The organism is Nitrobacter sp. 62-13, assembly GCF_001896955.1.
Lineage (GTDB): Bacteria > Pseudomonadota > Alphaproteobacteria > Rhizobiales > Xanthobacteraceae > Nitrobacter.
The window spans coordinates 1-13089 of record NZ_MKRN01000039.1 but is presented as its reverse complement, the minus strand read 5'-3'; the positions used below and the strand labels follow the sequence as shown (position 1 = coordinate 13089).

The following is a 13089-nucleotide window of genomic DNA, read 5'->3' as shown; positions in this document are numbered from 1 at the left end:
CCATATTCCCGAAATCGGTTTGAAGTCTCTATGAACTCACTGAAGAATTCCCGTTTTTCAGAGTCTCGGTTTGGAGACCGAAGAATAAAACCTGTGTACCCCGTTGGCAGTGCCGGTAGGGTTGCCATCACGGCGCGTCGATCATTCCGAAGGCTTCGATGAGGCTGCTAGTTTGAGGGAGTATGCCTTTCATGCTTGAAAAATCTTTGACCGACTTGATTGGGGTTGTCGTTTCATCGCAAATCTTTTGAACGTTGGCGTCGACACCAACACGGTCTCTATCAGCCAACGGCATGTCCACACGCCGCCGTCACTGCATATCGCGCAAGACACATAATTTTTTGCCCCCATCATGCACTACAGTCCATCCCTCCTCTCAATCCATCGCGCGCCCGATCGCTGTTTACGTCGGCACGATCCGACGTCACGGCTCTGCTGTTATGGTATCGAGGGCATCGACGGTTGCTTGGTGCAAATCTTCAATATTGAATGTCTCGATTTTCGAAAGTCCCGCCTGAATGGCTCGCACTTTAGCGCAGGCGGGCAGCAGCACGGCATAAGTCTTATCATCTCGCTCGTCGTTCAAGGTGAGGCAAAATGAGCTGGCCGGCTTCGAAGTCGGCAAAGGTGGACCAACAGAAATCTTTGCGGCATTGCGCTCTGTAAGATCAGCTCTGAAGGAGGTCGATCGCGTGCGTAATCGTTCTGGGTCTTCCGTCAGTTGGTTCCGGGATAAAGGAAAGTCCGGTCGTCATCGTTCCCTCCATATATTGGCTCGACGACTATACCCTGGATCTAAAATTGAAAATGGGGCGCGCAGATCTTTTTCGCAAAATAGACGCTATGGAACACGAACCCGCCGGCCACCTTCTCGGGTGCACTATCTGCGCCCTTGGGCGAGCTTGATATGCGGATATGCATCAACCGTAGGGCTGATCAGTCTCGTCACCATTCGAACTTCATGCCGACTCCCATCGATGTCGCGCCTCTCGCATCGACATCGGATTCCACCCGGATATGGCGCGTCACGTCCACATTGGCCGAGAGTCCCGACTGGCTGGCGCTCGCTCCGGTCCGGACACCGACGCTCAGCCTGTCGCCGATCGCGCGGGACGCGCCGACCATTGGGCCGCCTCCCGATCCGACGCCGACATCCAGACTGTCGACACCGAGCGAACGGCGCATTCGGTCCAGCACGCCATCACCGCCGCCTGCGAACTGCGCCGCCACCTGTGCGAGTTGCAGGGCTTGCGCCGTCGTCAGGTTGCCCGACGCCTTCTGGAACAGGATGCGTGACAGGATTTCATCCTGCGGCAGCTCCGGTCGCGACGTGAAGGCGAAAGCTGGCGCGGCCGCCGGGCCTGAAATTCCGATCTGCGCGGTGATATCGGAGGCTTCTATCTCGGCCGCGAAATCGAGTTCAGGCGCAAGGTCCCCGTTGAAGGAGAGATTTCCTTTGGTGAAATTCAGCGTCTTTCCCAGTGCCGTCATCTTGCCGCGATAAAGCGAGAATGCGCCCTTCGTGACGGGTTTGTTGGTCGTGCCGCCGACGTGAAGAGAGCCGCCAAGTTCCGCGTTCACGCCACGGCCGTGCACGAAAACGTGGTTCGGCGCCGAGACGGTGACGTCGAGCGCGGCGTTGAAAAGTGCCTGGCGTCCCTTGCCGTTGCTCTTCTCGGCGGCTTCCGCCTTGCGCGCCGCCGCGAGCCGGGTGGCGGCCTGGCCCGTCGCGTTGACGTGGTCGATGCCGTCGATCGGCTTCAGCGTCGAGGGCAGGTGTTCTGGAATATCGACGCTGACATGGGTGAGATCGACGCGGCCGCTGATCTTCGGATCGCGCGCAAGCGCGCCGGTGACGTTGACGTCAAGATTCGCCCGGGCGGTCGCGAGCGCGCTCGCCGCGAGCGTCGCCTGTTGCCCGCGGATCGCGACCATGCCGGGAAAGCCCGCATCGGGCGCGATGCGGATCTGGCCGGAGCCGGACAGCGCGCCGCCGTTGGGAGTCGTCGCGCTCAGCCGCTCTATGGATATGCGCTCACCTTCGGCGGTGATCTTTGCCTCTATGGCGTCGAGCCGCGTCCCCACTTGGCTGTCGCGGAAGCTGCCGCCGCTCATGGTGGCAAAGCCGCCGACCTGAGGCCTGGCGCGCGTGCCGCTCAGGCGGGCATCAAGCTGCACGATTCCGGAAACGGTGCGGCCGGAAGCCGACAGCATGGCATTGGCGACGGCGGCATCGAGCCGGCCTTTTGCCGTCAGTGCGATCGTCTCGGAGTCGTCGAACGGCACGGTGCCGGCCGCCGTGAAGGTGCCGGCCTTGCCTGCCGAGGCCGTGGCGGTGAGCTTCGTGCGGGTCTTTTCGAGACGGCCGTCCAGAGTGATATCGATCGGCGGTACGCCGGCGTTCCTCGTTTGCGGCGCCGTGAACCGTTTGACGGCGATCTTGTACCCTCCTGTCGGCGCATTCGCGGAGCCGCCGATCGCCGCCGATGCATCGAGCGTGCCGCCGAGGCTGAGGCCCGGCACCGCGACATCGGCGTCGGCGAGCGGGACCGCGCTTGCCACGGCCTTGAGGTCGAGTGCCTTGCCGGCCGTGCCGTCGAGCGTAAAGCGGCCGCCGCCGATTCCGATCGCCAGATGCTGGATCTGCACGGTGTCGTTGTTGAGCGTGAAGCTCGCAGGCCTCTGCAGGGCGATCGTTCTGGCGCCGCGTTTCGCGGTGAAGCGGTTGAGGTCGAACCGGATGCGCTCCTTTGGCGTCAACACGCCCGCGGCATCGAGATTGAAGCCGGCGGCTTTGGCCGACAAGCCAATTGTGCTCGCGTCGGCGTTGCCCTTCGCGCTTAGGGTTGCGTTCGCGATGGTCTGGCCGCCGATCTCGGCGCCGTTGATCCGGGCATCCGCGTTGAGCACCGGATGGCTGTAGAGATCACTGCCCTCGGCACGCAGATCGAAGTTCCGGATCTTCGTGGCGTCGGTCCGAAGCCCCGTGCCCTTACTGACAAGGCGGACGGACTGCCGCCCGCTGTCGTCGGACAGCGCAAGGTCAAGTGAAGCGGTGCCTGCAAGATCGATGAGGGCGAGCGGCGCGATGTCCGCCAGCGAGCCGGCCGCGAAGCGAAGCTGTCCGCGCGCGAGGTTTTGCGCGTCGATCGTGCCCCCGCCCTTCAACGACACCGATCCGATGGCGATGTCGATGGTTCTGGCGTCCCAGCCCGCGAAGGTGAGCGCTGGCTTGTCGCGCGCATCCTGATCGGCGTTAGTGTCGGGGTCGCGCTCCATCGGACGGCGGCTCGCCTGGACAATGCCGCGCGCCGGCTTGCCGTCAATGGCGCCGTCGAGTCTGACGTCGATGGCGCAGGGCCCGTTGATGTCGGCGACCGTGATGTTCAGTCCCAGATGCGGGATCGGGCGCTGCATCGCCGTCACGCGATCCAGCGCCGCCGTGAGCGATAGTCCGGGATGCGCGAGTCCTCCGGTCAGCCGCGCGTCGAGCGACGCCGCGCCGGCCAGACGCGCATCGGCCGACGCGAGATTCGGAAGCTCGATACGTGCCGCGAGATCGCTGGCGTCGCGGGTTAGGCTTCCCTTGGCGCGAACCGTGACATGGGCGGCGTCCAGCGAAGCCGCGCGGACGGTGTAGGTATCGTTGCCGCCGGACGAAAAATCGGCGGCGAGGGTGACGCGTGGTCCCGCAAGTCCATCGAGTGCCGGAAGGCCGGTGGCGAAGCGGTCACCGGTGCCGGAGAGCTTTGCGTCGATGCGGCCGCGTCGAAGGTCGCCGTCGAGATCGAGGCCCAGCTTCACCGTGCCCGCGAGCTGTAACCCGGCAAGGCCGCCGAAGCGGCCGAGATCGGGCACGGTGCCGGTCGCATGACCGCGCAGCCGGTCCGGGCTGGCTTCGCCCGTATAGGCGACCTGAACCGTGGAGGTGCCGACTTCCAGCCGCTCGATCTTTGCCTTGCCGCCGAGATCCGTTGTGCCTTTCAGCACGAGGGATGCGCTGTCGCCGATCGCTGCCGCGAGAGCAGGATCTCGCATCGCGATGCCCGACGCGCGAAGGCTGGCGTCGATCGCGATGGTCGTGGCGAGGTCGCTGAGTTCAGCGTTTGGAACGACGTTGATCGAGGCTTCGAGCGAGTCAAGGCTGCCATTGGGCAAACGGGCATCGGACACCGCGAGTTTCGCCGAAACGTGGGGCGCCCTCGCCGGGCCGTTGACACGGCCGTCGAAGGTGAGGCTGCGGATCGAGCCCTGATCGGTTTCGGTGACGTCGCCGTTGCTCGGCAACGAGCGAACGGTCGCCGAGAAATCCATCGTCTTGTCGGCGCCGAGCGCGCCCCTCGCCTCGAGCCGGGCGAGACGGCTGGTGAGTGTCAACCCGTCCATGACGACGCTGCCGTCGTCACCGATGCGTGTCGCGCTATCGAGTCTAGTTTCGCCGGCGAAGACGGAGGCGGCAAGCGGCGGCAGCCATGGTCCGAGATGACCGTTGATCCGGGTCGTGAGCACCCGGCCGGTCCCGTCCCGATCGAGCATGATGGCGCCGGTCGCATCGATGGTGGGGCCGGCCTGGAATTTCAGCGCGCCGCGAAAGCTGTCGAGCGTACCCTTGCCGCGAAGCGCGAAGGCGATCGGCGGCTCGCCGGGAAACCGGCCGAGCTTGGATAATAGTCCGTGGGATGGCTCGTCGAGAGTGACGTCGAGGGTGAGGGCGTTGCCCTTCGGTACGAAGGCAAGGGCCATCTTGAAGCGGCCCGGAGAATCCTTGCGGGTTGCGTCGAGATTGAAGATGAGCCCTTCCGACGGCGAGCCCAGTTCTGCGTTTCCGGTTGCAGCAATGCTTACGGGCTCACCGAGAACCGGCTCACCAAGCACCAGCGCATGCAGGTCGAACGCCTTCACTTGCGCCTTTACCGGAAGGGCCGGCAGGATAGGCTGACTGGAGGTCGCTGCGGATGGCCCCGGCTGTGCGGCGGCGCTCTGGTCGGTGTCGGACTGGCCGGTCTCCGCGACAGGCTGCTCTGACTCTGTGACGGGCCGGTCGGTGGCTAGCGGCTTTCGACGGATCTCGAGCGTGCCGATTTCGAGGCGGTCGATCTCCAGCCGTCCCAGCAGCAGCGCGGTGCGCCGCCAGACGAGGCGGGCCCGATCGAGCTTCAACCAGGTGCCTTCCTTGTCGGTGATGGTCACGTCGCGGATTGTGGCATCGGACGATAGCGCGCCATCCACAGCCCCGATATGCACCTGGGTTGCCGGCGTGGAGAGCGTCCGCGACACGAGGCCGGCGAGAAGGTCCTGCTGATTGTCGCCGGCCCCTCCGATCATCTTGTAGACAACGACGCCGGCTGCCGTGACGCCAGCGAGTCCGAGCGCTGCAGCAGCGGCGAGCATGATGGTTCGCCGCGCGCGCATCAGAACGCCTGCCCGATGCTGACATAGACTGCCCAGCGGCTGTCGCCGGGGCGGGGGTTCAACGGTGTAGCAACATCGAGGCGGATCGGCCCGACTGGTGTGAGATAACGCAGGCCAATGCCCGCGCCGTAGCCGACATAGTCGTCGAAGTTCGGCAGAGATGAGCTGGAGGCGGTACCGAAATCGACGAACGGCACGACGCCGATGGTCGGCGTGACCTTCACCCGCATCTCGGCGGAACCTTCGACCAGACTGCGGCCGCCAATGATCTTGCCGAACATCATCGGCGAGATCGTATTGAAAATGAACCCGCGGACGGAGCCGCCGCCGCCGGAGAAGAAGCGGTGCGCATCCGGAATGCGGGCCAGCGGCGCGCCACCGAGCGAGCCTGCCGCCAACCGGCCCGCCAGCACATAGTCGGCATCTTCGTCGAGTGCGTAATAGGTCGAGCCCGCGATCCGCGCTTCATAGAGATCGATCGTCGAGCCCATCAGCTTCGAATAGGCATTCATTGTCGCGGTGAGGCGCACCCCGCGCGTCGGATCGAGCAGGTTGTCGGTCGTATCATAGCGTCCGCTGGTGGCGACGCCGATCAGCGTCGCATCGACCCGCCCGAGCACGTCCTGCGATTGCGACCGCTCAATCTGGAGGCCGGCCTGGACCCAGGCCATCTCCGAGAAGCGGTGGATCACGCCGACGGTGCCGCGCACCGCGTCATTGGTGTAGCCGCCGAGGTCGTTGTTGCCGACGCGCTCGCGAAAGGCGGTGGCCTCGACCAGGAGGTCGTTGGGCGTACCGTAAAGCCCCGGCTTGAGGAAAGTCGCGGTGAACCGTCCGCCGAAATCGGAGGCGCGGATATCGCCGAAGTTCAAGGAGGAGGAGCCATCGAGCCGCCGCAGCAGCGAGGCGGATGCATCGAGCCGCAGGCGCTCGGCGTTGCCGAACAGGTTGCGATGCTCGTAATAGGCGGAGACGCCGGGGCCGTCGATGGTTGAATATCGCGCCGATAAACCTGCCGCGTGTTTCGGCCTCTCGGTCACGTCGATGAAGATCGGCACGTTGCCGTTGGCGTCGAGCTCGTCGCCCTCGCGGATGCGGATGCCGCCGATCGCCGGAATCCTGGCGATCGAGGTTTTCATCAGCGCCAGGCGCTCGGGCGAATAAGGCTCGCCTTCGCGCAGATGGACATGGGTGGCGACCACGCGCGGATCGATATCCCCGCTACCTGAAATGGCGACATGGCCGATGCCGGCCTTGGGACCGGCTTCAATCCGCAACCGGAAATCCATTGCGGTGGCCGCATGATCCACGGTGGCTTTCACGTCCGCGACCTTCGCGAGCGGATGACCGTTGCTGCGAAACCAGTCGATGAGCTTTAACTGCGCGGCTCGCAGGTCAGCGGAGATCGCCGGATCGCCGGGCTTCAGCGGGAAGGCGCGACGCGGCAGCCGCTGAGGTGCCATCTCGCGCGGATAATCGACATTAACGGTGCGCAGCTTGAATACCGGGCCGAGCCGCGCGACGATCTTGACGGGAATGATCTCCCGATTGCGAAAGCTCTCCGCCCGACGTACCGCGGCGGCAAGATCGGTCTCGTCGAGGGTGACGGGAAGCCCGTCGACCGTGACGTCGATCTCGGCATTGTAGCGTCCAAGCCCCCAAAGGGCATCCAGCAGTGGATTGATGTCGGCCTGCAGGCGGCGTACGAGGCCTTCGCTGTCCTGCGGCGGCTCTTGCCGGAGATGATAGGTGGCGGAGGCATCACGTAGCGCTTGTTCAGCGTCGCTGTCCTTCTTGCCGTCGGCTGTCCTGGCCTCGATCTTCAGGCGATACGATAATGCTGTTGCGCTGATCGGTGGCGGCTTGTCGGAACCAAGCAGACCGAAAAGGTCGAATGCAAGTGCCGGCTCACATAGTGACCAGCCAACCGTTCCGACGGCGGCACAACCGGTGCACAGAAACAGTCGTGCCGCAGCGACAAAATTTCTTCGCCTTGCCGGGCTCTCCGAGGGAGCCGGACTTTGTGGCAGCACCTGTTCCTGAATTATTCCGCTCCCCCGAGCTGTTATCGGCTCACAAGCCTTAGTCCGCTCAGGCTCCGGCGATTCCTCCGCCTCTGCAGCGCAACAGGCATCTGTACAATTTATAGACATCATAATGGATTTTGTTGGGCAGAAACATGGACGCCGCGCGATTCAGTTCCAACAGTTCGATGTCACCGACAGGTTTTGTCCGAAATCGACACTACCCACTGTTCATGTCGGCTTCGATCGTGAGATGCGGTGACGGCTTGAATTGTGACCGGTAGACTTGCAGGTTCTCCATGACACGCTGCACATAGATGCGAGTCTCCGTGAAAGGGATGCGCTCGACCCAGTCGACCGCATCCACGCCAGGGTCGCGTGGATCGCCATAGCGTGCGATCCATTCTTTGACGCGCCCGGGTCCGGCGTTATAGCCAACGAAAGCAAGAATGTAGTTGCTATCGTACGTGTCAACGAGATGAGCGATTTCTGCAGAGCCCAGCTGCAGATTGTAAGCAGGGTCGCTGAGCAGCCGCTTGAGGTCGAACTTGATCCCCAACCGTTGAGCGATCGTGCGGCCAGCGGCCGGCGTCACTTGCATCAAGCCCTTTGCCTTGGCGCCTGACACCGCGCTGGTATTGAAAGCGCTTTCCGCCTTCGCAATCGCGTAGACGAGGCTTGTCTCGGCCTTTGGTCCGATCGAGACATATTTCGGCAGGCCGAAAGCCGGAAAAGCATATTGATCGAGCGCAAAGCCACGCGCGAGCGCTCTCCTGCCAATAGTCAGCATCGCGCGTGCATCCTTATGCTCCGCTGCCGTCTCGGCGACGAGCGTTAGTATGCCGATGTCACCGACACGATCAAAATCGACGACAAACGAAGCCGCGAGATCACGATTGCCGGTTGCGTAAAGCAGCTTAACCGCGCGGACCAGATCGACTTTACGCAGGGCCGCGCGCTTGGTGCGGTCCAACCGGGGTGGTCGGCGTACCGCAATCGTACGCCGGCCAACGCGGGCATTTGCCAATTGGCCATAGTATGCTGCCGTATACTGCCCCGCTTCGTCGTAGTATCGGCGTGCCTCGCGGTTATGGCCGGCTGCTTCCGCCGTACGCCCGAGCCAATAATAGGCACGAGCAAGCGACGTTGGATGTATCGTGATCCGTGGAATGCGGGCGAAATGCTCCGCCGCACGGGTCGGATCGCGGAGGAAACGCAGTGCAATCCATCCCGCAGTGAAGGGTTGGTCGACACGGAGACCTTCTCGCGAGGGTGGAGCTGCGTCGCGAGAAATCCGATAGGCGATATGTGATTTGCCCCGGTCGAGCAGCTCACGAACAAGAATACGACGCTCGATCCACCACTCATCAGGATCGCGAACGCTGTTCCGATCATGAGGTGCTGACAATATCAAACGGCTGGCTTCGTCGATATGACCGTTGCGCCGAAGCCACTGGGCGCGGGTGAGAAGATAGACGAGATTGCTGCGAGCAGACTTTGGTACCGCGTTGAGCAGTGCGTGTGCGTTCTTTGCCTTGCTGCTGACGGCGGCTCGTGCCTTTACGAGGGCGATCTCAGCCTCCCCAAGGCGTCTTGCCGCGCGCATCGCTGCACCAAAGTCGTTCGCATAGAGCCGCATGTCCATGCGCACTCTGTGGTCGGCCCTTGTCAGGAGCCGCCCAAATTCCTTGACCACCTGCGATTCAACATGGACTGAGAAACGATCTGTATGCCACGCAGAGCGAACATATTTCTGGGCAGCCGCGCTCTTGCCATGCGCAATCAATGCGCGCGCTAGCGCTAATTTGCCCAGCGCTCCCGATGGCTTCTGCTCAGCGAAGAAATCAAAAACAACGCGAGGCTGTTTTGGCTCAAACCAGAGCTTGGATTCCGCGCATCGTCGGAATCGGTTTACGCTCGGCCAACTAGGATTGGCCTGTACGAACGCAGCGTAACGCGCAAAGCTTGTCGTGTTGTTGCAGGAACGCAAGATCGTCCATTCTACCAGTTTTCTGCCGATAGGGTCGCGGATCTGACGGCGACGATCCGTCGCCGCTGGGGTATTGCCGCGACTCGCGAGCCGCACGGCTTCTTTGATTGTATTGAGATCCGTTTTCGACGGCGCGCGCGCCGACGCATAAGTAATTGCTGCATCGGTTGTTGATGGCTCGGCTCCTGGCGGAGGAACAACAGCGGAGGATGCAGGCGTTGGCGGCAGCGACAAGAGAAGATCGTCTATTGCGTCCCGTGGAGTTGGAACGTCGATCGCATTTGGTCGCGGCCGTGGCACGGGTGCGTTGTGGCTTGCCGGCAGCCGACCGGCGATGCGCAGATTTGTCGCAGATCCGCCTCTGCGGACCGTTTCCGTCCGTGCGTTTGACTTGATCGCGACCTCTTGGTCGGCGGCCTCCTCTAAGGCTGTGTACGTGAAGGCTGTGTACGTGCTGGTGTTCGCGCGAACAGCATGAGAGCTCGTCGCCAAGAGCGTTATGCCGGCAATAAGCGAAAGGGGAGCAAGATATGCGCAGATCCTCGGTATCATCATTGCCCGTGCGCACATCACTGAAGGGGGACGAATCGCTCGCAGAAGAGTTTCTCACAAAACTGTTGAGGAATCGCGAACTCGACTCGAGTTGACACAATAGATCTTAAGATTTTAGACTTTCAGTCCTTCCGGTGCAGGCCGATTTCGAGCTTGCCCGGTCTCCTCATATGTCATTTGCACAAACTGTGCGTCCTGGATGGGCGCTAGTTTTAGTTTTAAAGGCCAGGAATATTCGTTGAATCGAAGAAATTTCATCGCTGGTTCCATGACGGTGCCATTTGCTCTGGCGGGTAAATTGCTCTACGCGCGGCAAGAGAGTGACACTTCATTTCATTCGAACATGGTCCGTCAGCGTGCGCGCGCGCTTGCAGATGCGCCGTTCAAACCGCAAAGTAAAAAGCTTCCAGACTCGCTAAAAGACATCGACTACGATCAGTATCGCGCTGTCAGATTCCGTCCGGACCGCGCCTTGTGGCGCGGTGAAGGCTTGCCGTTTCAAGTTCAGTTTTTTCATCGTGGGTTTATTTTTAGAGATGTGGTTGAGATCTACGAGGTCAGCGAGGGGCAGGCGCGTCCTATCGTTTACTCTCCCAACCTTTTTGACTTCGGAAAGATACCACCTCCGCCAGCCGACGAGAATTTAGGCTTCGCGGGTTTCCGGATTCACGCGACAATCAACCGTGCTGACTACCATGATGAGATGAGCGTCTTTCTGGGCGCGAGCTATTTCCGCGCTGTGGCGAAAGGACAAACCTACGGATTATCGGCGCGGGGATTATCCCTCAAGACCGGCAACCCGGAGGGTGAGGAGTTTCCAGCCTTTCGCGCGTTCTGGATCGAGAAGCCGCCGAAGTATGGTGACTCGATCGTGATTCACGCGCTGCTGGATAGTGAGAGCGCTGCGGCAGCCTATCGTTTTACGATCCGGCCGGGCGAGACGACCATCTATGATGTGGAAATGGCTCTCTATCCGCGTGTCGATATCGACCAGGTTGGAATCGGTACGCTGACAAGTATGTTTCTGTTCGATACCAACGATCGGGTTGGTGTCGATGATTTCCGGACTGCCGTACATGATTCCGACGGCCTTGCTATTCGCAATGGGCGGGGTGAGGAGATATGGCGCCCGTTATCGAACCCAAGAGACCTTCAGATCAGCGTTTTTGGCGACGTCAATCCACGCGGATTTGGCCTGCTGCAGCGAGAGCGGGATTTTCATGATTACGAGGATATTGAGGCTCGTTTCGAGACCAGGCCAAGTGCGTGGGTAGAGCCGATCGGCAACTCGGGCGAGGGTGCGATCCATTTGATTGAAATTCCAACCAAGGAGGAGGTTCACGACAACATCGTCGCGTTCTGGCGGCCGAAGAATCCGATGCGTGCAAAGAGCGAGGTTATCTTCACCTACAGATTGCATTGGGGAGCCGGGAAGGCAGGGACGCCGCCGTTGGCGGCTTTCACACGAACGCGCATTGGTGCCGGTCCCGACAATACCCGGCTTTTTATACTGGACCTCGCTGGTGAAAAGCTCAAGGACATAGACACTGGCATTCGTGCCGAGGTGACAACTAACAATGGCGAGCTGCGAAACATCGTGACGCAACCAAATCCGGTCACGGGTGGTTGGCGATTGAGTTTTCAGCTTGATCCGAAGAAAGCGTCGATTGCGGAATTGCGCGCCCAGTTGTTGCAGGGCGACGATCCAATTTCAGAAGTCTGGCTCTATCGTTGGACGCAGTGATGAACGAGGCGAAAGCCGCCCAACATCGATTGTTGCCTGATAGTTTCCTGCCGCCTGAAACGCCCTTGGCGATGCCGGAACAGTCGCTCTGGCGAAAAATCGAAGGATCAGGAGAGCGGCCGACTTCGCCGCGGCATATTTTCCTGCGGCGCGCCTTCGTATTTGTCAGCACGATCGCCATGACGATCGTGGCTGCCAACGAAATGTATCAGGTGCTGCAGGTTGCCGGCTTGACCGTTCTAGAAATGGTTATTCTGGCGCTGTTCATCATGCTGTTCGCGTGGATCGCCTTCTCGTTCGTCAGCACCTTGGTCGGATTCTTTGCGACGATAACTCGATGTGATCGTCCATTAGGGATCGACCCCGCTTCGCCATTGCCGGTGTTGAAGAGCCGCAATGCCCTTCTGCTTCCGACGTACAACGAACCGCCTCATCGCGTCTTCTCCCGCCTTCAGGCCATTTGCGAATCTGTAGCGGAAACCGGTCAATTGGAAAAGTTCGAGTTCTTCGTTCTCAGCGATACGACGGACCCGGATATCTGGATTGTCGAAGAGGCAGCCTATCTTTCGCTCATTCAGGAGATTGGCCCTGGCCGGGTTTTCTATCGGCATCGGAAAAAGAACACGGCACGAAAGTCTGGCAATATATCCGAGTGGGTGACTCGGTTTGGTGGGCGCTATGACCACATGATTGTTCTCGACGCAGACAGCCTGATGGCGGGCGATAGTATTGTCCGGTTGGCCGATGCGATGGAGCGGCACCCCAATGTCGGCATAATTCAGACGTTTCCGGTGCTCGTTAACGGACGGACGCTTTTTGCGCGCCTGCAGCAGTTTGCAGGACGCATTTACGGGCCGCTCATTGCGAGAGGAGTTGCCTGGTGGCACGGTTCGGAAAGCAATTATTGGGGCCACAATGCGATAATTCGGGTGAAGGCGTTCGCGGACCAGGCCGGCTTGCCGCTTCTTGGCGGCCCGAAGCCGTTGGGGGGGCATATTCTCAGCCATGATTTTGTGGAGGCGGCTTTGATGCGCCGCGCCGGCTGGGGCGTCCATCTGGCGCCAGGCTTCATGGGAAGTTTTGAGGAATGCCCGCCGTCACTGACTGACTATGCGGTTCGCGACCGGCGCTGGTGCCAAGGCAACATCCAACATCTCGGAGTGCTGCCAGCCCGCGGACTGCATTGGGTGTCGAGGCTTCATCTCCTGACCGGCATTGGCTCTTACATCAACTCGCCGTTGTGGTTGCTCTTCCTGTTCGTCGGCATTTTCATCTCTTTGCAGGCGCAATTCATCCGTCCGGAGTATTTCAGCGAACCATCATTATTTCCCCAGTGGCCGGCACAGGATCCGGTTCGCGCACGATGG

7 protein-coding genes are annotated in these 13089 nt (G+C 61.0%); 2 read left to right on the top strand and 5 right to left on the bottom strand.

Going from position 1 to position 13089, the window contains the following annotated elements; genetic code table 11:
* Positions 1-127: 127 nt before the first annotated feature.
* The 5 genes from BGN91_RS04665 to BGN91_RS04645 form a co-directional block, all read right to left on the bottom strand.
* Positions 128-289: a hypothetical protein gene (locus BGN91_RS04665; RefSeq protein WP_292610959.1), complete on the bottom strand. Its 162-nt coding sequence runs from the start codon at positions 287-289 to the stop codon at positions 128-130.
* Between the two features lie 135 nt (positions 290-424).
* Entirely contained in the window at positions 425-586 is a 162-nt protein-coding gene (locus BGN91_RS04660; RefSeq protein ID WP_292610957.1) for a hypothetical protein, read from the bottom strand.
* Positions 587-945: 359 nt separating this feature from the next.
* Positions 946-5412 carry a translocation/assembly module TamB domain-containing protein gene (locus BGN91_RS04655; RefSeq protein ID WP_292610954.1) on the bottom strand — a complete coding sequence of 1489 codons (4467 nt, stop codon included), beginning with the start codon at positions 5410-5412 and terminating at the stop codon, positions 946-948.
* Positions 5412-7445 (bottom strand): autotransporter assembly complex family protein, encoded by a 2034-nt coding sequence (locus BGN91_RS04650; RefSeq protein ID WP_292610953.1) that lies wholly within the window; start codon positions 7443-7445, stop codon positions 5412-5414. The genes BGN91_RS04655 and BGN91_RS04650 overlap by 1 nt, the downstream gene beginning before the upstream one ends.
* Positions 7446-7656: 211 nt before the next feature.
* Positions 7657-9660 (bottom strand): lytic transglycosylase domain-containing protein, encoded by a 2004-nt coding sequence (locus BGN91_RS04645; RefSeq protein ID WP_292610951.1) that lies wholly within the window; start codon positions 9658-9660, stop codon positions 7657-7659.
* A 661-nt stretch (positions 9661-10321) separates the two neighbouring features.
* Here BGN91_RS04645 and BGN91_RS04640 point away from each other — a divergent pair.
* On the top strand, positions 10322-11722 hold the full coding sequence (locus tag BGN91_RS04640) for a glucan biosynthesis protein G (RefSeq protein WP_292610961.1): 1401 nt from the start codon (positions 10322-10324) through the stop codon (positions 11720-11722).
* Positions 11722-13089, top strand: a 1368-nt coding sequence (mdoH, locus tag BGN91_RS04635; RefSeq protein WP_292610949.1) for a glucans biosynthesis glucosyltransferase MdoH, incomplete at its 3' end; no start/stop codon positions are given. The genes BGN91_RS04640 and mdoH, both read left to right, overlap by 1 nt.